We start from the raw sequence: 22,751 nt of genomic DNA on the forward strand, positions 1-22,751 counted from the left end.
ATAAACACTTACCGTAACCATGACGAAAGAACGCGAACTCGACCAATCGAAACGGCTGGCGCTGGCCTTTTTCATCGGCGCCGCCGCGCTGTTCGTGCTGAGCTTTTTCCTGCCGCAGACCTGGTGGACAGGATTATTGAAGGCCTTTTCCGAAGCGGCGATGGTCGGCGCCCTGGCCGACTGGTTTGCCGTGGTGGCGCTGTTCAAGCGCGTGCCGATTCCGGTGGTGTCGCGCCACACGAACATCATCCCGAACAACAAGGCCAAGATTGCCGATAACCTCGCGCTGTTCGTGCGCGAAAAATTCCTCGATACCGAATCCATCGTCGGCCTGATCCGCAAGCACGACCCGGCGCAAAAGGTGGCCGACTGGCTGGTCAAGCCGGCGAATACCGAGCGCATGGGGCAATACCTGGTGAAAGTCGCATCCTGGATGCTCGACTTCACCGAAGACACGGCGGTACAAAATTTCCTGCGCAAGGCCGTGCATTCGATGGTCAAGAGTGTCGATTTATCCAAATCCGCCGGCACCATCCTGGAAAGCCTGACGCGGGGAGGGCGGCACCAGGAACTCCTGAACGAAGGTATTCACCAGTTGGCGAGGCTGCTGGATAACGAAGAAACCCAATCGTATATTTCGCAGGGCATCGTCGACTGGCTGAAGGAGGAATATGCCTTCATCGAAAAGATGCTGCCGTCGGAGCTGATTGGCCGCAAAGGCGCGGATATCGCCGTGCGCCTGGCTTCCGGCATCCTGAACAAGGTGAGCGAAGATCCGCACCACCCGCTGCGCCAGCGCTTCGACGTGTTCACGGCCGAATTCATCGAGCGCCTGAAAGCCGACCCGGCCTTTGCCGCGCGCAGCGACGAAATCAAGAATTACCTGCTGAACGACGAAGCGCTGAACAATTACCTGGCTTCGCTCTGGAACGAGTTGCGCGACTGGCTGAAGCGCGATTTGCAGGGCGAGACCTCGATGCTGCGCGGGCGCATCGAATCCGTCGGCGCCTGGCTCGGCCAGACCCTGGCCGACGACCCGCAACTGCGCCAGTCCCTGAACGAAAACCTGGAACTGGTCTCGCGCGCCGCGGCACCGGAATTCGCCGTCTTCCTCACCCGCCATATCGCTGACACCGTGAAGAACTGGGACAGTGCCGAGATGTCAGAACAAATCGAACTGAATATCGGCAAGGATTTACAATTTATTCGCATAAATGGCACGATCGTCGGCGGCCTGATCGGCGTGACGCTGTACCTGCTGTCGTCGCTGCCAGGTTTGCTGAACTGAGCACGCAATCCGGCGTCATGCCGAAACCGGACAAGGTAGTATTGGCTCATCCATCAACGCAGGGGAGAGCCCATGGATCACGCACTCGACGCATGGCTGGCTGCACATCCGGAAATCGAAGCCATCCCCGGCCGCGATTTGTTCATTGTCGCCCGTTATTTGGTACCGATGGAAGCGTCGCTGATGCAGGGCTGCCTGGAAGCATCGGGTATTCCGGCAGTGCTGGCCGATGCCCACCTGATGCAAACCGATCTATTATTAGCCCCAGCCCTGGGCGGCGTGCGCATCCTGGTGCCGGCGAGTTATTTGCAGCAGGCGCAAGCGGTGATCGAGGCCTATGGCCGCGGCGAATTCGAGTTGGATGAAGACGCCGAAGTTTAATGGTGCCCAGCCGGCGCCAGATTTTTGCGCTGACGTTTCCGTAGGGTGGGCCGGGCCGCGCTAGGCACGCTGTGCCCACGCGGAACGATGAGCATAGGTAGCAGGGTTTCATCCGACGCCCCAATCCCATCGAAACGTATCCGGATGATCATTTGGAAACGCTAACGAATGGCATCTGCGCGATTGAAATGGGGATAACTCGGTGCAGGCTTCCGCGTGGGCACAGCGTGCCCACCCTACGGTCGTCGTCGCGTGAACAAAACGCCGCCGCATGAACAAAAGCCGGCCCATAAACCAAAAAGCCGCCGATTCTTGCGAACCGGCGGCTTGTCGTATCTGGTGGTGATAGGTGGACTTGAACCACCGACCCCAGCATTATGAGTGCTGTGCTCTAACCAACTGAGCTATATCACCGAAACTGCGTGCTGAAAGCTGATAAGCAAATGGCTTGACTCGCATGAGCCAAGCCATCGCTTGGAATCCTGGTGGTGATAGGTGGACTTGAACCACCGACCCCAGCATTATGAGTGCTGTGCTCTAACCAACTGAGCTATATCACCAAAGAGAACGATATTATCCAAGGCGGAACGCGCTCTGTCAAGGCTGCTTCAGCGAAACAGCGCGCGTTTTTCGCGGCAATGCTAATCCGACAAGCCATCCAGGTGGCGCAGCATCGCGCCGGCCGGGTCGGGTCCCATGAAGTCGACCACGATCCGCTCCGGCATCGCGCGCAGCCAGGTCAGCTGGCGCTTGGCGAGCTGGCGCGTGGCGATGATGCCGGTCTCGCGCAGGCCGGCGCGGTCGATCTTGCCGTCCAGGTAATCCCAGGATTGGCGATACCCGACGCAGCGCATCGACGGCAAATTCGGCGACAAATCGCCGCGCGCACGCAGGCGCGCCACCTCGGCCACGATGCCGGTGTCGTCCGACGTGCCCAGCATCTGCTCGAAGCGCTGCGCGATGCGCTTGTGCAGGATGCTGCGGTCCGGCGTCTCCAGCGCAAACGACACCAGCTCGAAGGGCAGCACCGGCTTTGCACGCCGCGCCAGCAGTTCCGACATCGGCTTGCCCGTCAGTTCGATGATCTCCAGCGCGCGGTTGATGCGCTGGGCATCGTTTGGCGCCAGGCGCTCGGCGGTGACCGGGTCGAGCGCACGCAGCCTGGCGTGCATGCCGGGCCAGCCGATCTGTGCGGCCTCGGCATCGAGGCGCGCACGCACGCCGGCGTCGGCCGTCGGCAAGTCGTCCAGGCCCTCGGTCAGCCCCTTGAAATACATCATCGTGCCGCCCACCAGCAACGGTAATGCGCCACGCGCCGCAATCTCGGCCACCAGGCGCAGGGTATCGTTCCTGAACTGCATCACCGAATAAGCGTCGAGCGGGTCGATGATGTCGATCAGGTGGTGCGGCACGGCCGCCAGTTCTTCAGGCGTCGGCTTGGCAGTGCCGATGTCCATCTCGCGGTACACCAGGGCCGAATCGACCGAGATGATTTCCACCGGACGCTCGGGCGCTATGGCGAGGGCGGCCGCGGTCTTGCCCGACGCGGTCGGTCCCATGATCGCCACGGCCAGCGGCCGGGCGTTGCTTGCTTCTTGAACCATCTTTATTGACCGCGCAGGAACAGTTTGTCGAGGGCCGCGATGTCGAGCTGGACCCAGGTCGGGCGGCCATGATTGCACTGGTCGGCGCGCTCGGTGCTTTCCATCTGGCGCAGCAGCGCGTTCATTTCGGGAATGGTGAGGATGCGGTTGGCGCGCACCGCCGTGTGGCAGGCCAGCGTGCCGAGCAATTCGTTCCTGCGCTCGATCAGCACGCGCGAGCCGCCGAATTCGCGCACGTCGCGCAGCACGTCGCGCGCCAGCGTCTGCGCATCGGCGTTCTTCAGCAGCGTCGGCACCGCGCGCACGGCGAGCGTGGTCGGCGACAGGGCGGCGATGTCGAAGCCGAGCGCCTTCAGCGTGTCCTGGTGGTCGTTGGCGGTGGCCACCTCGATCGCATCGGCAAAGAAGGTCACCGGAATCAGCAGCGACTGCACCCCCATATCCTGGCCTTCGACCTGGGCGTCGAGCGCGTTCTTCAGTTGCTCGTACAGGATGCGCTCGTGCGCCGCGTGCATGTCCACCAGCACCAGGCCGCGCGTGTTCTGGGCCAGGATGTAGATGCCGTGCAGCTGGGCCAGGGCGAAGCCGAGCGGGAAATCGTCGTTGCTCGGCGCGCTAGACACGGCCGGCATCGGCGCCACCTGCAGCGGCGCCGATGGTGCCGAGGACGCCGCTGCGCCAGTGCGTTCGTTATCGGCAAACAGCGCGCCGTAGTTGGCCGTGGTTTGCGCCACGCCCTGCGTCGCCGGGGCATCCCAGCGGCTGCCCGGCGGATACGGCGACGGCGAGAAGGTCGGCGCCAGTTGCGCGCCGAACGAGGTCTGCTCGTGCGGACGGCGCCAGTTGGCGCTAGCGTTCGAGGCCGTCGGCGTGATCTCGGCGGCGGTGAGCGGCGCCGGCACGCTGCCGTGCGCCGTGGCCGAGGTTTGCGCCAGCGCGCGCTGTACCGCGTGGAACACGAACTGGTGCACGGCGCGGCTGTCGCGGAAGCGCACTTCGGTCTTCGACGGGTGCACGTTGACGTCGACCAGGGCCGGATCGAGGTCGAGCGCCAGCACGTACGACGGGAAGCGGTCGCCGTGCAGCACGTCCTGGTAGGCGGCGCGCACCGCGTGCACCAGCACCTTGTCGCGCACAAAACGCCCGTTCACGTAGAAGAACTGGCCGTCGGCGCGCGCCTTGGAAGCGGTCGGCAAACCGGCATAGCCGAACAGGCGCAAGGGGCCGGCGACTTCGTCGATGGCAATGCGCGCCTCGGCGAAATCATTGCCCAGGATCTGGCTGCTGCGCCGGGCCATCTCGCCCACGGCCCAGTGGTCGATCGTGCGGCCGTTATGCGTGAGGCTGAACGAGACGTCGGGCCGCGCCAGCGCGATGCGGCGCACAACCTCGGCGCAGTGGCCGTACTCGGTCTGTTCGGATTTCAGGAATTTGCGGCGCGCCGGCGTATTGAAATACAAATCCTGCACGTCGATGGTGGTGCCGAGCGGGCCGGAAGAGGGCACAACCTGGCCCAGGTGCGAGCCGACGATTTCCCAGGCATGCGGCGCGTCCTTCGTGCGCGAGGTGATCGACACCGCCGCCACCGAGGCAATCGAGGCCAGCGCCTCGCCACGGAAACCCAGGGTGGCCACGTTCTCGAGGTCGGTCAGCGAGGCGATCTTGGACGTGGCATGGCGCGCCAGGGCGAGCGGCATCTGGTCGGGCTCGATGCCGCGGCCGTTGTCGGTGATGGCAATGCGCTTGACGCCGCCTTCTTCCAGGCGGACAGTGATCTGGGTGGCGCCGGCGTCCAGCGCGTTTTCCAGCAGCTCCTTGACGACGGCCGAGGGCCGCTCGACGACCTCGCCAGCGGCGATCTGCGAGATCAGCTGGTCGGGAAGTTGCTGGATGGGGCGGTGGGTAGGGACGGGCGCGTTCATCGCTCAGATTATATCGCGCGCCGAAATCGCCGGTCCCCGTGTTGTCTTATTTTTGCTCGCCGCTTTTTTCACGCACCGGGATCGGCGCATTGCACAGATCGACGTGCCCGGCCGCCACCACGTTCCACGGGCCGCCGCGGTTGCGCTGGGCTTCCACCACTTTCTGGTACGTGGCGCTGTCGGTGCGCATCACCTCGAAGTGGCTGCGCTCTTCCTGCGGCACGTCCGCCGCCACGCGCAGGGACTTGATCGGCACCTGCATCTCCGGCTTGTCGTAGAAGCCCATCGGCGCCGGGCCGCGCGGCATCGAGGACAGGAGCGGCATGCCGGACACGACACGCCCGACCACGGTGATGTTGCGGTCCAGATGGCGCGGCGCCTGGCCGGTGACCACGTACAGCGCGGTGCCGCCGCCGCTGTCGGCCTCGTTGTCGCGGCCCACGCCGACCATGGCGTAGCAGTGGGCGAGCCAGGTTTCGCCTTTCTTCGGGTCGCGCCCGACCGGGAAGCCGTTCGAGTGGCCGACTTGCGGCGCGTAGCCGTCGACGTCCTTCAGGCGCGTGAAGTGGCGGTCGTTCTTGATGGGGGCGGTGAACTCGGCCTTCAGCTTCATCTTCGCGTCTTTCACGGGACGCGGATTCTTTTCGTCCGGGTCGCCCCACTGGACCACGAAGTTGTCTTGCGAACGCAGGACGACCAGGCCGTCGAAATAATGCTCGCGCGCCAGGGCCTTGATGTTGGCGGCATGGTTCGGCGCGAAGGGCGGAGCCAGTTCGATGACCACGCGGCCGCCCGGCAAGTCCATGTAAATCGTATTGTCGAGATCCAGCGGGCGCCAGTCGGACGCCTTCGATTCCTTGACGATCTCGCCCACGCTCGCCTTGGGCGGCAAGGGTTTTGGATCGGCTGCCAGTGCTGCCGTGCTTCCCAGGACGCCCGCCAACACCAGCGCGCCAATGGTCATCGTTCCAGCATTCATCTCCACCACCTTTGTTGTTTATATAAGGTAATTGTAGACCTGAACCTGAATGTTTCGGAAACTTAACACTGCCTTAAAAATGGTTGGCGGCGACAAGTCCCCTTGTCCGGCCAGAGGTTTTGGCGGGCTCACTAATGGTATGATGCGTCGTTACCGTTTAGGAAAATTATGGATCTGATGCAATTTTTCGACATGATTCTTCATGTCGATAAGACGTTGGGCGTCCTGCTGGCCCAGTACGGCGTGTATGTCTACATCGTCCTGTTTGCCATCGTGTTCTGCGAGACCGGTCTCGTGGTCCTGTTTTTCTTCCCGGGCGACACCCTGCTCTTCATCGCCGGCGCCTTCTGCGCTACCGGCGAAATGAGTTACCCGCTGCTGATGGCGCTGTTGATCATTGCCGCCGTCACAGGTAATACCCTGAATTACTACATCGGCGAAGCCGTCGGCCAGCGCATGTTCACCCATGACTACCGCTGGATCAATAAGGACGCCTTGCACCGCACCCACGACTTCTTCGAGAAGCACGGCGGCAAGACCATCATCCTGGCGCGCTTCGTGCCGGTGGTGCGTACCTTTGCCCCATTCGTGGCCGGCGTGTCGGACATGACCCATACCCGTTTCCAGTTGTACAACATCACCGGCGCCGTGCTGTGGGTGGCCAGCCTGGTAACTGCCGGCTACTTCTTCGGCAATATTCCAATCATCCGCGACCACCTGACCGAGATCGTGCTGGTGGGCGTGAGCGCGGCCCTCGTGCCGCTGATGCTGGGCGGCTTGTGGAAGTTCGGCCGCAGGATGTTGAGCCGATAAGCTGGATCGGCAACTTCCTTGTTCGAATGATCAAAGCGCCGGATTTGTCCGGCGCTTTTCTTTTGGCGCGACGCTTAAATCGGCAAAATCGCTCAAGTTTCCATGCGGAAGCGTCGTTAAAGAAGGGTAGATAACTTCCACCCACCCCATGCGCCACTTCATCGCCCTGTTCGCTTGCAGCCTCGTCATGCTCAACGCAAGCGCCAACGAACCGCCTGCCCACGCCGCCAAGCCGGAAGCGGACGCGGCCAAGAAGCTCGCGGCCGACATCGCCAAGCCGGCCAGCGCCAGGCCCGCAGCCGACAAGGCCGCGCCCGCCGCCGACAAAGCCGCCGCCGACAAGGCCGCCGCCGACAAAGCCGCGGCGCTGGCGATTGCACGGGCGGCCGACAAGACGGTGGCCGACAAGGCCGCTGCCGACAAGGAGCCGAAGGGCAAGGAAGCGGCTGACAAGCCGGGCAAGACCAGTGCCGCCAGCGCCGACAAGGCGGCTTCGGCCATCTCGGCCGCCAGCGAGGAAGATGCCGAAGTCGACCTGTCGGTGCGCATCGCCGAGCGCCTGGCCGAGATGCGCGCCAAGCAGGCCGCGCGCATGGCCGCCGCCGCCAAGGCGAAAAAGGCTGCCGAAGCCAAGCGCAAGAAGGAGGCCGCCGCAGCCGCCGCCGTGGCCGTGGCCGCCGCCGCGCCGAAGATCAGCAACCACTGGGACTACGAAGGCGAGTTCGGCCCCGAGAACTGGGGCAAGATCAACCCGGCCTGGTCGCAGTGCGGCGCCGGCAAGCGCCAGTCGCCGATCGACATCCGCGACGGCATGAAGCTCAACCTGGATGAGATCGACTTCAATTACCGTTATTCGGACTACACCGAAGTCGACAACGGCAAGACCGTGCAGGTCAACGTCGGCCGTGGCAACTTCATGACGATCGGGAACCAGAGCTACGAACTGGTGCAGTTCCACTTCCACCGTCCGTCGGAAGAAAAGATCAACGGCAAGGGCACCGAGATGGTGATCCATCTCGAACACCGCGGCCCCGGCGGCAAATTGGCCATCGTCGCCGTGCTGCTCGAGCGCGGCAAGGCGAATGACACCATCCAGACCGTGTGGAACAACATCCCGCTGGAGAAGAACCAGCAGGTGGCGTCCAGCGAGCCGCTCGACCCGCTGGAACTGCTGCCGGAACGCCGCGAGTATTACACCTACATGGGTTCGCAAACCACGCCGCCGTGCACCGAGAACGTGCTGTGGCTGGTGATGAAGCAGCCGATGACGGCCTCGCCGGCGCAGATGGCCCTGTTCTCGCGCCTGTATCCGCTCAATGCCCGTCCGGTGCAGGAAAGCGAAGGGCGGATGGTGAAGGAATCGAATTAAAAGAAAGCCGGCGCGAGCCGGCTTTTTTGTTTGGGCATTCGTGCATCCGCTCGATCAACGAACGTTGGCATGCGTAGGGTGGACGGGAAACCCGTCCACCCTACGTCAACTGACGTGGTACTCACCCACCCAGCGCTCGCCTGGCTGCAGCGTCGGCCCGTTCAGCAAGGCCGGCTCGACGCACACGAAGCGCCGGTATTCCTCGTCCGCCATGTCCGACAGCGCCGCCGCATCGTCCGCGCCCGGATTCCACACCACCGCATCGGTGAACCCCTCCTGGCGCACGGTCAGCATCACGCCACCATCGATCAGCGCCAGCGGCGGCGTGACGCCTTCATACACATGATCGAACTTGCCCGTGATGGCCAGTTCCTCGCGCTCGACGCCGTTGATGCGCACGGTCCCGATATCGCCCACCAGGTGATAGGTGTGCAGGGCCGCCGCGAACGCAAACGCATCCTGGCCGGCATTGCGCACTTCAAAGCGCATCCTCAGTTCGTTGGCATGGATGGCCACCCGCAGCGCCAGCGCAAAGCCGTGCGGCCAGGCGGCGGCGTATTCCGGCGCCAGGTCCTGCGGCTCCAGCGCCAGCACGGTAAAGGCCCAGCCGTTCTCCACGCCGGTATCCGCCACGCGCCAGTTGCTCACGCGCGCAAAGCCATGGCGCATGCCTTCGCCACGCTCCGCGAACTGCGGAAAGATCACCGGCACGCCGCCACGGATCGCGCGGCTGCCATCGAGCGCCGACTGGGCGCTGCAGAACAGGCGCTCGCGCCCATCGGCGCCGCGCCAAGAAATCAGGTGGGCGCCGTACAGAGTGACGCAGGCTTGGGCGCCGTCGGGCGCGGTGAGGAGCAGGGCCGGCAGCTGGCCGTAGGTGGTCTGGATCGCGGCTTCCATATCGATGGCTTGTCGATTCGTTACGTGGGCGGGTAGTATGCCATGTCCATCGGCCCGATGCGTCGATACAAGAACCATGCTGTCAAAGGATGCTCATGCTCGCCTTAAGCGATCCCCGCTGGAATGAACTGAACGATGCCTATGGCAAGGCAAGTGCGATTCCCGCACTGCTGGCGCAATTGGCGCGGCAACCGGCCGACGATGGCGATGCCGAGCCGTGGTACAGCCTGTGGAGTGCACTGGCGCACCAGGGCGACGTGTACCCGGCTTCGTTCGCGGCGGTACCGCACGTGGTCGAAGCCCTGGCGGCATCGCCCGAGACGGCCAGTGCCGTCTATTTTCACTTTCCGGCATGGGTCGAGATCTGCCGGCACAGGAACGCGCTTGCGGTGCCAGCCAACCTGGAAACGGCCTACCACGAGGCGCTGGCGCGCTTGCCCGCGCTGGTAGCCGAGGTGGCCGAAAAAGAATGGGATGCGGCCTTCAGCGCGTGCGCGCTGTCGGCAACGGCGGCCGCCAAAGGCCAGTACCAGCTCGCGCAGGCGCTGCTGGAACTGGCTTCACCCGAAGCCGTGGGCGAGTTCATGAATTGGATGGATGTGCGCTAGTAGCGCCCATCACCATGCTCAGGTCGTGCGGCTCTTGGCCATCGGCGGATTCGCCGAGAAGTAGCGCTTGATGCCCTTGGCAATCGCATTCGCCAGCTGGTCCTGATAGCCGTAGTCCTTCAGCTTGGCTTCTTCTTCCGGATTCGAGATGAAGGCCGTCTCGACCAGGATGGATGGAATATCCGGCGCTTTGAGCACCGCAAAGCCGGCCTGCTCGACGGCCGCCTTGTGCAGGCGGTTGATGCCGCCGATCTCGCCCAGCACGGCCTTGCCGAGCTTCAGGCTGTCGTTGATCTGGGCCGTGGTCGAGAGGTCGAACAGCACGCTGGCGAGCTGCTTGTCGTGCCGGGCGAGATTGACGCCGCCGATCATGTCGGCCTTGTTCTGGTCGTTCGCCAGCCAGCGTGCGGCGGTCGAGGTCGCGCCTTTTTCCGACAGCACGAACACCGAGGAACCACGCGCGGTCGGCACCGTAAAGGCGTCGGCGTGGATCGACACGAACAGATCGGCCTGCACCTTGCGCGCTTTTTCCACGCGCGTGCCGAGCGGGACGAAGTAATCGCCGTCGCGGGTCAGCATCACGCGCGTGTTCGGCAGCGCTTCGAGTTTCGTTTTCAGGCGCTTGGCCACCGCGAGCACGATGTCCTTTTCGCGCGTGCCGGTGGCGCCGATCGCGCCCGGGTCTTCGCCGCCATGGCCGGGGTCGAGGGCAATCGTCACCATGCGCACCACGTTGCTGACCGGGGGCTTGGGCTTGATCAGGGATTTGCCCGGCGCCGGCGGTGGCGCCACCGGCGGGGTGCCGTTCATGGCGGCGATCTCGGCCTCGATGCGGGCGACCGGATCGGGCGTCGGCTGCTGCACCGGCGTCGGTTCGGCCGGCACCGCGGTCGGCGTGCCGTCGCCGGGCGACCATTCGCCTTTGGCGATCAGGGCGGCAATCGGGTCCGCCTCGCGCACCGGATACAAGTCGAAGATCAGGCGGTGCTTGTACGTGCCGACCGGGGCCAGCGTGAACACCTGCGGCTTGATCTCTTCCTTCAGGTCGAACACCAGGCGCACGACTTTCGGCCGGTTCTGGCCGACGCGCACCTGCTTGATGTAGGGATCGTTCGGCTCGACCTTGGCCACCAGGCTTTTCAGCGTGTTGTTCAGGTCGAGGCCGTCGATGTCGACCACCAGGCGCGGCGGATCGGGCACCAGGAAGTGCTCGGTTTTCAGGTCGCTGTCGTTTTCCAGCGTCACGCGGGTGTAGTCGTCGGCCGGCCAGACGCGCACGGCCAGGATCTGGGCGGCGCTTGCCGGCAGGGGCGCGACGACAGACAGCAGCAGGGTGCCGCCGGCTTTCAGCAGGGTACGGCGCGCGCCGGACGTCACGGGGGAGGGAAGGAGAGACGGTCGAGGCATAGCAGGCCTAATTCGGACAACGCCTGCAATTCTACAGTACGCCCGAGGCCGCTTACCTTAAGCAAGACTTTAACGTCGGGCAATGGCAACACTGGCTCACCCTTTTCCGGCCATTCGACGATGCAGATATTCTTGCCGTCGAAGTCTTCGCGGAAGCCCGCATCGAGGAATTCTTCCGGGCTCGACATGCGGTACAAATCGTAGTGGATGATGTTCGCCGGCTGGCCGCCCAGCTGCACGCGGTAGGGTTCCGACAGGGTATAGGTCGGGCTCTTGACGTTGCCTTTGTGGCCGGCCGCCTGGATCAGGGAACGGGTGAGCGCGGTCTTGCCGGCGCCGAGGTCGCCGTGCAGGTAGATGACCAGGCCGGGAGCGAGGGCGCGCGCCAGGGCGGCGCCCAGGGCGGCGGTGGCCGCTTCGTCCGGCAGGTAGGCTGTGAAGTGCTGCATCAATTAAAATGGTAGGTTTCGCGGCGCGCCGGCGCCGCCAGTGTGATTCTTCTTGTCATGATTCCAGCTTCCCCCGACCTGCACGAACTCGCGCGCGCCATCAAGGCGTGGGGGCGGGAACTCGGCTTTGCCGACGTGCGCATTGCCGACGTCGACCTCGCGCATGCCGAGGAAGGCTTGCAGGCCTGGCTGGCGGCCGGGCACCATGGCGAGATGGATTATATGGCAAGCCACGGCATGAAGCGCGCCCGTCCGGCCGAACTGGTGCCGGGCACGGTGCGCGCCATCGTGGCGCGCATGGATTATCTGCCGAAGAATAATGAGCCGGGGTCGGCTTGGCGCGCCCGCGAGACAGCGCGACAAGCCGACCCCGGAGCGGCCGTGGTGTCGGTGTATGCGCGCGGCCGCGACTACCACAAGGTGCTGCGCAACCGCCTGGCCCAGCTGGCCGAACGGGTCAAGCGCGAGATCGGCGAGTACGGCTACCGCGTGTTCACCGATTCGGCGCCGGTGATGGAACTGCCGCTGGCGGCCAAGGCCGGCCTGGGCTGGCGCGGCAAGCACACGCTGCTATTGTCGCGCGAGGCCGGCTCCACCTTCTTCATCGGCGAGATCCTGGTCGATTTGCCGCTGCCGGTTGACGAGGCGACCAGCGGCCATTGCGGCCAGTGCAGCAACTGCATTGATCTCTGCCCGACGCAGGCCATCCTCGGCCCGGGGCGGCTGGATGCGCGGCGCTGCATTTCCTATCTGACCATCGAGCTGAAGGGCAGTATTCCGCTGGAGCTGCGTCCGCTGATCGGGAACCGCATCTATGGCTGCGACGATTGCCAATTGGCTTGCCCGTGGAACAAGTTTGCCCAGCGTGCGGTGTTGCCGGACTTCGACGAGCGCAACGGCCTGGGCGATGCTTCGCTCGTGGAACTGTTTGCCTGGGAAGAAGAGGAATTCAATCGCCGCACCGAGGGCAGTCCGATCCGGCGCATCGGCCACGAGCGCTGGCTGCGCAACCTGGCCGTGGGGCTGGGCAATGCGGCATCAAGCCGCGCCGGCGATCCGGCTATCGTGGCGGCCTTGCGTGCGCGTGCCGAGCACCCGTCCGCGCTGGTGCGCGAGCACGTGCGCTGGGCGTTGGAGCGGCACGGAGCCTGACGGGCGTCATGCCTCGATGCGTTTCGCGCGCAGGGCCGACCAGTCGCCGTCGATCGAGATCATGGCTACCGAAGTGATGCCCTGTTCCTTGAGGTAGGCGCTGATGGAGTCGCGGTTGATGTCGGTGGCTTTCGAGGCGGTCTGCTTCAGGTAGGCAATCCAGAGCGAGCCCTTGTCGCCCAGGCGTTCCTTGGCCAGCGGCACGGCCGCTTCCAGCTCCTTGCGGTTCAGGCAAAAGGCCATGATCACGTCGAAGGGGCCGTCGCCTTCTTGCATGAGTTCTTGCGGAAACTGCGCCACGACCGATGGGTGGGTGTTGCCGTTGATGACCTGCATCGATTTCGCGTTTCGCAAAAACATCCTGTCTGCAACTGTCTTTTCGTTCATCTGCTTTTCCTAAAAGAAGTTGGCGTCGCGTGGCGGGAAGGGGCGACGCGTTCAAATTGATTTTACAAGCGATTGGGGAATGGCGAAGATGGACGGGTGTCCGGTGCGCGCCGGGTGTGACCGGGCGTTGTGGCTGGGTTGGGGAAGGTTTCTTGGCGGACGTGGCGTTGTTGCGTGTTGGGTTATTGGTATGCGTAATCCGCGTGGGCACCAGTGCCCACCCTACGGTCACCGTTATCAGCGAGATCATACGCAACCCGGATACGCAGCGTGTCCTGTAGGGTGGGCTCTCGAGCCCACGCGGATTCAAGACACCACGAACGGCGCACGCAACAGCGCCACGTCCCGTTGCAAACCACCTTTTGCGCGGCAAAAACTACTTCAACAACCCCGCCAGCTCCACCGCCGTCTTCACCTGCATCTTGTCGAAGATATGCGCCCGGTGCACCTCCACCGTGCGCATGCTGATGCCCAGTTCGTCCGCGACGACCTTGTTCATCTTCCCCGCCAAAATCAGGTCCAGCACCTCGCGCTCGCGCGCCGACAAGGTCGCCAGCCGCATGCGCACCTGGTCCGATGCCGCTGCCGCGCGCGAAGCGGCCAGGGCCTGGTCGACCCGGTCCATCAGCTGGTTGTCGTTGAACGGCTTCTCGAAGAAATCGAAGGCCCCGCGCTTGAGCGAGTCGACCGCCATCGGCACGTCGCCATGCCCGGTCAGGAAAATCACCGGCAGGCGCGGCAGCAGCCCGCGGCCGATCAGCTGGTCGAACACGGCCACGCCGTTCATGTCGGGCATGCGCACGTCGAGCAGCACGCAGTCGCCCTCGAGGTCGGGTTCGCCCACGCTGTCGAGGAAGGCTTGGCCGCCCGCATAGCCGCGCGCCGCCAGCCCGCGCGACTGTGCCAGCCAGGCGAGTGCGTCACGGATGACTTCTTCGTCGTCGACGATGTGCAGCATGCGATACCTCCTCAATGCACTATTTTAGCTCAGGCGCACCCGTTGCAGATGCCGCCGCCGCCGCATCGCGGCGCGGCAGGCTGAAGGTAAACACCGTGCCGCCGCCCGGATTCGGCGCATGGGTCAGCGTACCGCCGTGGAATTCGATCGCCGTGCGGCAGATCGACAGGCCCATGCCCATGCCCTCGGCCTTGGTCGAGAAGAAGGGCGAGAACAGGCGCTCGGCCACGTCGGGCGGGATGCCGTGGCCATTGTCGATCACCGACACCGACACCTGGGCCGCATCGGCATCGGCGGCAATGCGCAGCAAGCGCCGTTCGGGCGGCACCTCGGCCATGGCCTCGATGCCGTTGCGGGTGAGGTTCAGCAGCACCTGTTCCAGCATCAGGCGGTCGGCCAGCACCGTGGGCAGCTGGGCCGGCAGCTCGAACTGCAGCGCCACGTAGGCCTTGCGCGCCTGTAGCTCGACCAGGGCGCGCACGCCGTCGACCACGCTCTTGATCGCCACTTCCTCGCGCTGCGGTTCGCTCTTCTTCACGAACTCGTGCACGCTCTTGATGATCTGGCCGGCGCGCTGGGCCTGCTGGCGCGCCTGCTCCAGCGCGCGCCGCAGCAGGCTGGGCTCGACCGGCACGCCCTTGTCGGCCCGTTCCAGCACGTTCAGGGCGCCGGCCGTATAACTGGAAATCGCCGCCAGCGGCTGGTTCAGCTCGTGCGCCAGCATCGACGAGATTTCGCCCATGGTCGCCAGGCGCGCGCTCGCTTCCAGCTTTTCCTGCTGCTGGCGGTTCAGTTCCTCGGCCTTCTTGCGGTCGGTGATGTCGAGGATGGAACTCATCCAGCCGGTCTGCTTGCCGCGACTGTCGACCAGCGGCGCCTCGAACACCAGCACCGGCACGCGCACGCCATCGGTGCGCTGGAATACGGTTTCGAACTGCGGCGTGGCGGTGCCGGCCAGGATTCTGGCGAAGCGCTCTTCGTAGTCGGTGGTCGCTTCCGGCGCCCAGTAGGGCATGGGCGGCTTTTTCCCGATCAGTTCTTCCGCCGGCAAGCCGACGATCTGGCAAAAGGCCTTGTTCACATACGTGACGCGCCCCTCCAGGTCACGCGCGCGCAGGCCGGTGAGCAGCGAGTTTTCCATCGCGGTGCGGAAGGCCATCTGCTGGCGCAGCGCGCTTTCGGCGGCCAGGGTGCGCGAGATGTGGCGCCACAGGCTCATCAGGCTGATCAACAGGCCGAGCGCCAGCACGATCACCGAACCGACCAGCAAATTCGGCAGCAGGCGCGGCGAGCCCTTCACGCTGTCGGTGGCCAGCACGATCGAGCTGCCCGGCAGGTCGAGCGCGCGGCGGTGGGTGTAGACGCCGCGTCCCGGCCCGCCGTCGGCGCGCGCGGCCACGGGCTCGTCGTCGCGGTCGAGCAGGGCCAGGGCGTTGTCCTGGGCGAACCACCAGGGCACGGTTTCGTCGAGCAGGACCTTCAGGCTGTAGGTGGCCACCAAAGCGCCGGCGTACTCGCCGCGCCGGAACAGCGGCAGGTAGTAGTCGATCATGCCGGGCGCGTGGGCGCTGGCGCCGTAGGGCTCGGTGTAGCGGCCGGCGCGGGTCAGGCGCGCCATTTCCATGGCCTCGGCGCCGACCGCGTGCAGGCCGCCCGGCGGCAGTTCCAGGCCGTGGTGGGCCAGGGTCGTGCCGTCGGCCCCGAGCCACAGCACGCGGCGCAGCTCGTGGCCGTTCTTGAACATCTGGTCCAGGCGCGCCTGCAGCTGCTCGGGCGCGGGCGGCTTGGCCAGCAGGTCGGCGCCGAGTACGGACAAGGCTTCCTCGCTGCGCGCCAGCTCGAAGCGCAGGGTCTGCTCGACCCAGAGCGTATCGGCGATCAGCTGCTCCTGGCGCTCGTTGGCCTCCATCTGGCGCGCCTGCCAGGGCAGCCAGATCAGCACCGCCAGGAATAGCAGCACCAGCAGCAGCGGCACCAGCCAGCGCCAGGGACGGGACAGGCTGGCGCGGCGCGGCAGGCGGATGGGATTTTTCATGCGGGACCGTACAAGTTTGCGTCGAGTGATGTTATTGTGGAATTCCACAAATGCAATGCAAAATGCAGCAGAGCAGAATGGTTCGAGCCGTCGTTCAAAAATAATCGAGACACCGAGGAGACACCATGCAGATCAAAGCCCTGGCCGCGGCCTTTGCCGTCGTCCTGTCCATGAATTCCGCCTGGGCCCAGGCGCCCATCGTCATCAAGTTCAGCCATGTGGTCGCGACCGATACGCCGAAGGGCCAGGCCGCCGAGCGCTTCAAGGAACAGGCCGAAAAGCTGACGAAAGGCCGGGTCAAGGTCGAAGTGTATCCGAACAGCCAGCTGTACAAGGACAAGGAGGAACTCGAAGCCCTGCAGCTGGGCGCGGTGCAGATGCTGGCGCCCTCGCTGGCCAAGTTCGGCCCGCTCGGCGTGAAGGAATTCGAAGCCTTCGACCTGCCGTACATCTTCCCCTCGAAGGCGGCGCTGTACGCCGTTACCGAAGGCCCGATCGGCAGGGGCCTGCTGAAGAAACTCGAACCGAAAGGCATCACCGGCCTCGCCTACTGGGACAACGGCTTCAAGATCATGTCGGCCAACAAACCGCTGCATGCCCCAGGCGATTTCCGCGGCCTGAAGATGCGCATCCAGTCCTCGAAGGTGCTGGACGCGCAGATGCGTGCGCTCGGCGCCAACCCGCAGGTGCTGGCCTTCTCGGAAGTGTACCAAGCCTTGCAGACCGGCGTGGTGGACGGCACCGAGAACCCGCCGTCGAACATGTACACGCAAAAGATGCACGAGGTGCAGAAGCACCTGACGGTGTCGAACCACGGCTACCTGGGCTATGCCGTCATCGTCAACAAGAAGTTCTGGGACGGGCTGCCGGCCGACATCCGCTCCCAGCTCGAGCAGGCCATGCGCGACGCCACCACCTTCGAAAAAGCCATCGCCCAGCGCGACAACGACCTGGCGCTGGAAGCCATCCGCAAGGCGGGCAAGACCACCATCTACAACCTGACGCCGCAGGAACAGGCGGCCTGGCGCACGGCCCTGCAGCCGGTGCAGCGCCAGATGGAAAGCCGGATCGGCAAGGATCTCATCCAGTCGATCACCCGCGAAACCGCGAAGAAGTAAGGCAGCATCGAGCGTAGTGAAGCTTGCAGGGACGGCATGCGCCGTGCCTGCGCACGCCTGTTCTCCTGAAAGACACCATGAAATTCCTCGATCGACTCGAAGAATGGATCATCGCGACCCTGATGGCGGCAGCCACCATCGTCATCTTCATCGCGGTGGTGCATCGCTACCTATCCGGGCTGCCGATTCCGGCGCTGCAGGACTACCTCATCCAGATCAACACCAGCTGGGCCCAGGAACTGTGCATCTACATGTTCGTGTGGATGGCCAAGTTCGGCGCGGCCTATGGCGTGCGCACCGGCATCCACGTCGGCGTCGACGTGATCGTGAATCGCCTGAACCCGCGCTGGCGTTCGATATTCATCGTCTTCGGTCTGCTGGCCGGCGCCGTCTTCACCGGGATTGTCGGCACCCTCGGCGCCAACTTCGTCTGGCACATGGCGGAAACCGACCAGACCTCGGCCGACCTCGAATGGCCGATGTGGATCGTCTACCTGGCGGTGCCGCTCGGTTCCTACCTGATGTGCTTGCGCTTCCTGCAGGTGATGGTGACCTTCATCCGCACCGGCGAAGTGCCGCACCATGACCCGGCCCAGGTCGAAGGCCTGGACGACGAAGACCTGCCGATCTCGAAGGGTGCCGCATGAACGCCGCCATCATCTTCATCCTGCTGCTGCTCCTGATGCTGACCGGGATGCCGATCTCGATCTCGCTCGGCCTGACGGTACTCACCTTCCTGTTCACCATGACCACGGTGCCGATCGAATCGGTGGCGCTGAAGCTCTTCACCGGCATCGAGAAGTTCGAGATCATGGCGATTCCCTTCTTCATTTTGGCCGGGAATTTCCTGACCCACGGCGGGGTGGCGCGGCGCATGATCCGCTTTGCCACCTCGATGGTCGGGCACTGGCACGGCGGCCTGGCCCTGGCCGGCGTGGTGGCCTGCGCGCTGTTTGCGGCCGTGTCGGGTTCGAGCCCGGCGACCGTGGTGGCGATCGGCTCGATCATCCTGCCGGCGATGGTCAAGCAGGGCTATCCGAAGCGCTTCGGCGCCGGCGTGATCACGACTTCCGGCGCGCTCGGCATCCTGATTCCGCCGTCGATCGTGATGGTGATGTATTCGGTGACCACCAATACCTCGGTCGGCAAGCTGTTCATGGCCGGCGTGGTGCCGGGGCTGATGCTGGCCTTTTTGCTGGGCCTGACGACCTGGGTGCTGGCCAAAAAGCACGGCTATCCGCGCATGGCGAAAGCCAGCTGGGGCGAGCGCTGGCAGGCCTTCCGCAAGAGCGCCTGGGGCCTGTTCCTGATCGTGATCGTGATGGGCGGCATCTATACCGGCATGTTCACGCCGACCGAGGCTGCGGCGATCGCCGCCGTGTACGCCTTCATCATCGCCGTGTTCGTCTACAAGGACCTGCGCCTGGACCAGGTAGGGCGGGTGCTGCTGGACTCGGCTTCGCTGTCGGCCATGCTGCTGTACATCATCACCAACGCGGTGCTGTTCTCGTTCCTGATGACCAGCGAAAACATCCCGCAGCAGATGGCGGCCTGGCTCACCGGTCAGGGCCTGGGCGTGGTCAGCTTCCTGCTGGTGGTGAACATCTTGCTGTTGCTGGCCGGGAACGTCATGGAGCCGTCGTCGATCGTGCTGATCATGGCGCCGATCCTGTTCCCGGTGGCGGTGGCGCTGGGGATCGACCCGATCCACTTCGGCATCCTGATCGTGGTGAACATGGAAGTGGGCATGTGCCACCCGCCGGTGGGGCTGAACCTGTACGTGGCCTCGGGGATTACCAAGATGGGGATTTCGGAATTGACGGTGGCCGTACTGCCCTGGCTGCTGACCATGCTGGGTTTCCTGTTGCTGGTGACCTACGTGCCAGCGATTTCACTGTGGCTGCCCAACCTCGTCTACGGCTGATCGGTGCATATCGTTATAAAAAAATATTCTTTTGCCGACATAGTTGCGTTATCATGGAGCGCTGCCGGCACCAATGTGGTGCTGAATGCACCGGACACAAGTCTTGGGGAGTGAAGAAAAACCCGGTAGTCCATACCGGAGATCATGTGAGGAGACACACGTTCGACAGAAGCCGCGGGTACGCCTAGTGGCCGGGACGTGACCATGATTCAGAGCGCACCGAATGGTGCGCTTTTTTTTGGGTTTTTTCGTGGCCGTTTGCGGGTCGTACGAGCGATCGTTTGCGGCCGCAGGCCAAAGGATGGGCACGTAACCGCGTGGGCACGGAGTGCCCACCGTACGTATGCGTGCACCTTTGGCCGATGCCATTGTAGGGTGGGCACTCCGTGCCCACGCGGTACGTACGTCTCACTGCGGACACGTACGGTGACGCGTCGCTCGCACCGCATGCAACTGGCGCAAACGCTATGCCGCCAATTCCTCCAGCGTCCGCGCATCCACCGGCCTGCTGAACAGGAAGCCCTGCCAGTTCTCGCACCCGATCTCGGCCAGGAACGAGCGCTGCGCCTCGGTTTCCACGCCCTCCGCAATGATTCCCAGCCCGAGCGATTTACCCAGCGCCACCACGCTGCGCGCGATCGAGGCGTCGTTCGGGTCGTCCAGCACGTCGCGTACGAAGCTCTGGTCGATCTTCAGCTGGTCCAGCGGCAGGCGCTTCAGGTAGCTCAGCGACGAATACCCGGTGCCGAAGTCGTCGAGCGAGAAGCAGATGCCGTGCTCGCGCAGGGCGCGCATTTTCTCGATGGTTTCCTCGACCCCTTCGATCATCAGGGTTTCGGTCAGCTCCAGCTTCAGGCGCGTCGGGTCGGCCCCGGTGTCGAGCAGGATGGCCAGCGTCTCCTCGACGAAATCGTCCTGCAGGAACTGGCGCACGCTGACATTGACCGCCAGCGTCAGGTGGGCGGTGCCGGGCGTGATGGCCCAGGCAGCCAGTTGCGCGCAGGCCGTGCGCAGCACCCAGCGCCCGAGCGGCACGATCAGGCCCGAGGTTTCTGCAATCGCAATGAAACCGGCCGGCCCGATCAGGCCGCGGTGCGGATGCTGCCAGCGCACCAGGGCCTCGGCCCCGGTCAGCAGGCCGTCGCCGTCGACCTGGCCCTGGTAGTGCAGCACGAACTGCGATTCGCGCAGGGCTTCGCGCAGCTCGGTCTCGATGGCGGTGCGGTAGGTGACTTCCTGCTCCATCGAGGTGTGGAAGAAGCGCAGCGTGTTGCGGCCCTGGCGCTTGGCTTCGTACATGGCGAGGTCGCCGCGCCGCATCAGGTCGTCGAGCTGCTGCTCGTGGCCGCCGCACAGGGTGACGCCGATGCTGCAGCTGGCGTGGTGCACGGCGCCGCCGACCTCGAACGGGTCGCGCAGCGCGCTCAGGATCTTGTGGCCGACCGTCTCGGCATGCTGGCGTGCTTCTTCCTCGCTGGCGCCGACCGCTTCCAGCAGGATCACGAATTCGTCGCCACCCAGGCGCGCCACGGTATCGCTGTCGCGTGCGCACTGCAGCAGGCGCGCCGCCACCTGCTGCAGCAGGTGGTCGCCCACCACGTGGCCGCGGCTATCGTTCAGGTCCTTGAAATTGTCCATGTCGAGGAACAGCAGGGCGCCGACGCGGTGGTTGCGCCCGTGCCGGCCCACGCAATGGTCGAGCCGCTCGTAGAGCAGGCGCCGGTTCGGCAGGCCGGTGAGCGGATCGTAGAAGGCCAGCTGGACGATCTTCTCGTCGGCCTGCTTGCGGTCGCTGATGTCGGACTGGGTGCAGACGAAGTTGGTCAGTACGCCGGCCTCGTCGCGCACCGCGCTCACCGTCAGCCAGGCCGGATACGGCTGGCCGTTGCCGCGCCGGGTCCAGACTTCGCCCTGCCAGGCCTGCCCACGCCGCACCATGTCCCACATGCGCTCGCGGTCGTCGTCGCCGTCGTGCTCCAGCGAGAACGGCGGGAAGGTCGTGCCGGGCAGCTCGGCGGCGGGCGTGCCGACCAGGATGCCCCAGGCCTCGTTGGCCTCGATCATCACGGCGTCGGGATTCAGCACGCACATGCCTTCGCCCGACTGGAACACGATGGCGGCGATGCGCAGCGATTCCTCGGCCTGCTTGTTGGGCGTGATGTCGGTGGTGACACCGCACAGCCCATACACTTCGCCGTCGCGCGCCAGCGGCATCTTGGTGGTCAGGTAGATGTTTCCGAACAGGCGCTCCTCGGCTTCGTAGCGCCGGTGCTCGGTGAGCACGGCATGGTCGCCGGCGCGCGCCATGCGTGCCTGCACCACGCCGAACAGGGCTTCGTCGTCCTGGCCGATGATGGCCGCCGCCGGACGCTCCAGCATGCGGCACATGGCGCCGTTCACGTACTGGTAGCGCGACTGCGTATCCTTGATGTAGATGAGGCTTTCCACGCTGTCGAGGATGGTGGTGAGCTTTTCCTCGTTCTCGCGCAGCTCGCGGGTGCGCGCCGCCACTTCGGTGCGCAGCCAGCTGGCCACCGCCAGGCTCGACAGCAGCAGCCCGACCGCCGCCGCCAGCGCCCACCACAGGTTGGAGGGCACGGTGCGCACGGCGCCATCGGTCTGCCACTGGCGCAGCGTGGCGAAGTACACCGAGTTCGGATCGGCGCGCCAGGCTGTCAGGTGACGGTCGATGGCGTCGAGCACGGCCTGCTGGCGGCCGGGCAGGGCGGCGTAGTACACGCGGCTGGGGTTGAACACGACGCCGGTTGCCACCAGGTCCTGGCGCACGGCCTCGTGGTCGCCGAAGAAATGGTTGGCGGCGACGGCGTCGGCCTCGCCATCGGCGACCAGGACAAAGGCGCGTTCCAGCGACGCCGAAGGCATCAGCACGGCCGGCGCGCCGTAGCCGGCCAGGATGCCGGGCAGGGTCTGGGCCTGGATCGAGCTGGACAGCACCGCGATGCGCTTGCCCTTCAGGTCGGGCAGGGCGCGGATGCCGCTGCCGGAGCGGGCATACACCTGCGACCAGCTGTGCACGGCGGGCACGCGGTGGAAGGCAAACACGCGCGCGCGCTCTTCGGACCAGGCGACGTCGGGCAGCAGGTCGATGCGCCCCTCGGCCAGCAGGTCGACGCAGGCGGTCCATTCGCAGGGCACGAATTCCAGCGTCCAGCGTTCGGCGCTGGCGATCTCGCGCAGCAAGGCGATCTGGATGCCATCGGCCTGGCCCTGCTGGTTGATGAACAGGTTCGGTGCATTATTCGGCACGCCGACCCGCAGCGGCGCAGACACCTGGGCGCCGGCCTGGCCCAGGCAGCCAAGCAGTGAAACGAAAACCAGTAAGCGGAGTACGCGCGGCATATTCGTCGGGTGTCGGTATGTGTTTTTAGAATAGTCGTTTTTGCAATAAACCGACGCCAGATACGAGAAATTGCTCGATCGAAAAAGTTGGTGGAGC

At 64.8% G+C, this 22,751-nt stretch carries 19 protein-coding genes and 2 tRNA genes; 9 read left to right on the forward strand and 12 right to left on the reverse strand.

Annotated features, from left to right (window positions below; genetic code table 11):
• The first annotated feature begins 19 nt into the window (after positions 1–19).
• Positions 20–1,288 carry a DUF445 domain-containing protein gene (locus tag ACWYRN_RS12390; RefSeq protein ID WP_488692681.1) on the forward strand — a complete coding sequence of 423 codons (1,269 nt, stop codon included), beginning with the start codon at positions 20–22 and terminating at the stop codon, positions 1,286–1,288.
• Positions 1,289–1,360: 72 nt separating this feature from the next.
• Positions 1,361–1,669 carry a putative signal transducing protein gene (locus tag ACWYRN_RS12395; protein ID WP_488692682.1) on the forward strand — a complete coding sequence of 103 codons (309 nt, stop codon included), beginning with the start codon at positions 1,361–1,363 and terminating at the stop codon, positions 1,667–1,669.
• Positions 1,670–2,006: 337 nt separating this feature from the next.
• Here the strand turns inward: ACWYRN_RS12395 and ACWYRN_RS12400 are convergent.
• The 5 genes from ACWYRN_RS12400 to ACWYRN_RS12420 form a co-directional block, all read right to left on the reverse strand.
• A tRNA-Met gene (locus tag ACWYRN_RS12400) sits at positions 2,007–2,083 on the reverse strand.
• A gap of 69 nt (positions 2,084–2,152) precedes the next feature.
• Positions 2,153–2,229, reverse strand: a tRNA-Met gene (locus tag ACWYRN_RS12405).
• An 81-nt stretch (positions 2,230–2,310) separates the two neighbouring features.
• Positions 2,311–3,273, reverse strand: coding sequence for a tRNA (adenosine(37)-N6)-dimethylallyltransferase MiaA (miaA, locus tag ACWYRN_RS12410; RefSeq protein WP_488692683.1), 963 nt, complete (start codon positions 3,271–3,273; stop codon positions 2,311–2,313).
• Between the two features lie 2 nt (positions 3,274–3,275).
• The gene (gene mutL, locus ACWYRN_RS12415; protein WP_488692684.1) at positions 3,276–5,195 is read right to left on the reverse strand and encodes a DNA mismatch repair endonuclease MutL; all 1,920 of its coding nucleotides are present in this window, start codon (positions 5,193–5,195) and stop codon (positions 3,276–3,278) included.
• A 46-nt stretch (positions 5,196–5,241) separates the two neighbouring features.
• Positions 5,242–6,174, reverse strand: a complete 933-nt coding sequence (locus tag ACWYRN_RS12420) for a peptidylprolyl isomerase (protein WP_488692685.1) — start codon at positions 6,172–6,174, stop codon at positions 5,242–5,244.
• A 168-nt stretch (positions 6,175–6,342) separates the two neighbouring features.
• Between ACWYRN_RS12420 and ACWYRN_RS12425 the strand changes: the two genes are divergently transcribed.
• Positions 6,343–6,987 carry a VTT domain-containing protein gene (locus tag ACWYRN_RS12425; protein WP_488692686.1) on the forward strand — a complete coding sequence of 215 codons (645 nt, stop codon included), beginning with the start codon at positions 6,343–6,345 and terminating at the stop codon, positions 6,985–6,987.
• A gap of 187 nt (positions 6,988–7,174) precedes the next feature.
• The gene (locus ACWYRN_RS12430) at positions 7,175–8,356 is read left to right on the forward strand and encodes a carbonic anhydrase (protein ID WP_488692687.1); all 1,182 of its coding nucleotides are present in this window, start codon (positions 7,175–7,177) and stop codon (positions 8,354–8,356) included.
• 105 nt (positions 8,357–8,461) lie between these two features.
• On the opposite strand, the gene ACWYRN_RS12435 is transcribed toward ACWYRN_RS12430, so the two are convergent.
• Positions 8,462–9,256: a D-hexose-6-phosphate mutarotase gene (locus ACWYRN_RS12435; protein WP_488692688.1), complete on the reverse strand. Its 795-nt coding sequence runs from the start codon at positions 9,254–9,256 to the stop codon at positions 8,462–8,464.
• A 95-nt stretch (positions 9,257–9,351) separates the two neighbouring features.
• Between ACWYRN_RS12435 and ACWYRN_RS12440 the strand changes: the two genes are divergently transcribed.
• Positions 9,352–9,864 (forward strand): hypothetical protein, encoded by a 513-nt coding sequence (locus ACWYRN_RS12440; RefSeq protein WP_488692689.1) that lies wholly within the window; start codon positions 9,352–9,354, stop codon positions 9,862–9,864.
• Positions 9,865–9,882: 18 nt separating this feature from the next.
• On the opposite strand, the gene ACWYRN_RS12445 is transcribed toward ACWYRN_RS12440, so the two are convergent.
• A complete protein-coding gene (locus tag ACWYRN_RS12445) occupies positions 9,883–11,271 on the reverse strand; it encodes an N-acetylmuramoyl-L-alanine amidase (protein ID WP_488692690.1) in 1,389 nt (462 codons plus the stop codon).
• On the reverse strand, positions 11,238–11,720 hold the full coding sequence (gene tsaE, locus ACWYRN_RS12450) for a tRNA (adenosine(37)-N6)-threonylcarbamoyltransferase complex ATPase subunit type 1 TsaE (RefSeq protein ID WP_488692691.1): 483 nt from the start codon (positions 11,718–11,720) through the stop codon (positions 11,238–11,240). The genes ACWYRN_RS12445 and tsaE overlap by 34 nt, the downstream gene beginning before the upstream one ends.
• Before the next feature lie 57 nt (positions 11,721–11,777).
• Between tsaE and queG the strand changes: the two genes are divergently transcribed.
• The gene (queG, locus tag ACWYRN_RS12455; RefSeq protein ID WP_488692692.1) at positions 11,778–12,872 is read left to right on the forward strand and encodes a tRNA epoxyqueuosine(34) reductase QueG; all 1,095 of its coding nucleotides are present in this window, start codon (positions 11,778–11,780) and stop codon (positions 12,870–12,872) included.
• Positions 12,873–12,878: 6 nt separating this feature from the next.
• On the opposite strand, the gene ACWYRN_RS12460 is transcribed toward queG, so the two are convergent.
• The 3 genes from ACWYRN_RS12460 to ACWYRN_RS12470 all read right to left on the reverse strand — a co-directional run bounded on the left by ACWYRN_RS12460 (position 12,879) and on the right by ACWYRN_RS12470 (position 16,252).
• Positions 12,879–13,232, reverse strand: a complete 354-nt coding sequence (locus ACWYRN_RS12460; protein ID WP_488692693.1) for a DUF3052 family protein — start codon at positions 13,230–13,232, stop codon at positions 12,879–12,881.
• 403 nt (positions 13,233–13,635) lie between these two features.
• Entirely contained in the window at positions 13,636–14,217 is a 582-nt protein-coding gene (locus ACWYRN_RS12465) for a response regulator transcription factor (RefSeq protein WP_488692694.1), read from the reverse strand.
• 19 nt (positions 14,218–14,236) lie between these two features.
• Positions 14,237–16,252: a PAS domain-containing sensor histidine kinase gene (locus ACWYRN_RS12470; protein ID WP_488692695.1), complete on the reverse strand. Its 2,016-nt coding sequence runs from the start codon at positions 16,250–16,252 to the stop codon at positions 14,237–14,239.
• 125 nt (positions 16,253–16,377) lie between these two features.
• Between ACWYRN_RS12470 and ACWYRN_RS12475 the strand changes: the two genes are divergently transcribed.
• The 3 genes from ACWYRN_RS12475 to ACWYRN_RS12485 all read left to right on the forward strand — a co-directional run bounded on the left by ACWYRN_RS12475 (position 16,378) and on the right by ACWYRN_RS12485 (position 19,294).
• Entirely contained in the window at positions 16,378–17,370 is a 993-nt protein-coding gene (locus tag ACWYRN_RS12475; protein ID WP_488692696.1) for a TRAP transporter substrate-binding protein, read from the forward strand.
• Between the two features lie 77 nt (positions 17,371–17,447).
• The gene (locus ACWYRN_RS12480; protein ID WP_488692697.1) at positions 17,448–18,017 is read left to right on the forward strand and encodes a TRAP transporter small permease; all 570 of its coding nucleotides are present in this window, start codon (positions 17,448–17,450) and stop codon (positions 18,015–18,017) included.
• The gene (locus tag ACWYRN_RS12485) at positions 18,014–19,294 is read left to right on the forward strand and encodes a TRAP transporter large permease (RefSeq protein WP_488692698.1); all 1,281 of its coding nucleotides are present in this window, start codon (positions 18,014–18,016) and stop codon (positions 19,292–19,294) included. Before ACWYRN_RS12480 ends, ACWYRN_RS12485 begins: the two co-directional genes overlap by 4 nt.
• 465 nt (positions 19,295–19,759) lie before the next feature.
• Here the strand turns inward: ACWYRN_RS12485 and ACWYRN_RS12490 are convergent, their stop codons facing one another.
• The gene (locus ACWYRN_RS12490) at positions 19,760–22,654 is read right to left on the reverse strand and encodes an EAL domain-containing protein (RefSeq protein ID WP_488692699.1); all 2,895 of its coding nucleotides are present in this window, start codon (positions 22,652–22,654) and stop codon (positions 19,760–19,762) included.
• Positions 22,655–22,751 lie beyond the last annotated feature (97 nt).

Source organism: Massilia sp. BAP21 (assembly GCF_057801335.1).

Coding starts and splice junctions, on each gene's coding strand:
- tsaE (WP_488692691.1), bottom strand. CDS start 11,720: ATGCAGCACTTCACAGCCTACCTGCCGGACGAAGCGGCCACCGCCGCC.
- ACWYRN_RS12480 (WP_488692697.1), top strand. CDS start 17,448: ATGAAATTCCTCGATCGACTCGAAGAATGGATCATCGCGACCCTGATG.
- ACWYRN_RS12475 (WP_488692696.1), top strand. CDS start 16,378: ATGCAGATCAAAGCCCTGGCCGCGGCCTTTGCCGTCGTCCTGTCCATG.
- ACWYRN_RS12440 (WP_488692689.1), top strand. CDS start 9,352: ATGCTCGCCTTAAGCGATCCCCGCTGGAATGAACTGAACGATGCCTAT.
- miaA (WP_488692683.1), bottom strand. CDS start 3,273: ATGGTTCAAGAAGCAAGCAACGCCCGGCCGCTGGCCGTGGCGATCATG.
- ACWYRN_RS12430 (WP_488692687.1), top strand. CDS start 7,175: ATGCTCAACGCAAGCGCCAACGAACCGCCTGCCCACGCCGCCAAGCCG.
- ACWYRN_RS12420 (WP_488692685.1), bottom strand. CDS start 6,174: ATGAATGCTGGAACGATGACCATTGGCGCGCTGGTGTTGGCGGGCGTC.
- ACWYRN_RS12445 (WP_488692690.1), bottom strand. CDS start 11,271: ATGCCTCGACCGTCTCTCCTTCCCTCCCCCGTGACGTCCGGCGCGCGC.
- ACWYRN_RS12395 (WP_488692682.1), top strand. CDS start 1,361: ATGGATCACGCACTCGACGCATGGCTGGCTGCACATCCGGAAATCGAA.
- mutL (WP_488692684.1), bottom strand. CDS start 5,195: ATGAACGCGCCCGTCCCTACCCACCGCCCCATCCAGCAACTTCCCGAC.
- ACWYRN_RS12485 (WP_488692698.1), top strand. CDS start 18,014: ATGAACGCCGCCATCATCTTCATCCTGCTGCTGCTCCTGATGCTGACC.
- ACWYRN_RS12465 (WP_488692694.1), bottom strand. CDS start 14,217: ATGCTGCACATCGTCGACGACGAAGAAGTCATCCGTGACGCACTCGCC.
- ACWYRN_RS12435 (WP_488692688.1), bottom strand. CDS start 9,256: ATGGAAGCCGCGATCCAGACCACCTACGGCCAGCTGCCGGCCCTGCTC.
- ACWYRN_RS12425 (WP_488692686.1), top strand. CDS start 6,343: ATGGATCTGATGCAATTTTTCGACATGATTCTTCATGTCGATAAGACG.
- ACWYRN_RS12390 (WP_488692681.1), top strand. CDS start 20: ATGACGAAAGAACGCGAACTCGACCAATCGAAACGGCTGGCGCTGGCC.
- ACWYRN_RS12470 (WP_488692695.1), bottom strand. CDS start 16,252: ATGAAAAATCCCATCCGCCTGCCGCGCCGCGCCAGCCTGTCCCGTCCC.
- ACWYRN_RS12460 (WP_488692693.1), bottom strand. CDS start 13,232: ATGTTTTTGCGAAACGCGAAATCGATGCAGGTCATCAACGGCAACACC.
- queG (WP_488692692.1), top strand. CDS start 11,778: ATGATTCCAGCTTCCCCCGACCTGCACGAACTCGCGCGCGCCATCAAG.
- ACWYRN_RS12490 (WP_488692699.1), bottom strand. CDS start 22,654: ATGCCGCGCGTACTCCGCTTACTGGTTTTCGTTTCACTGCTTGGCTGC.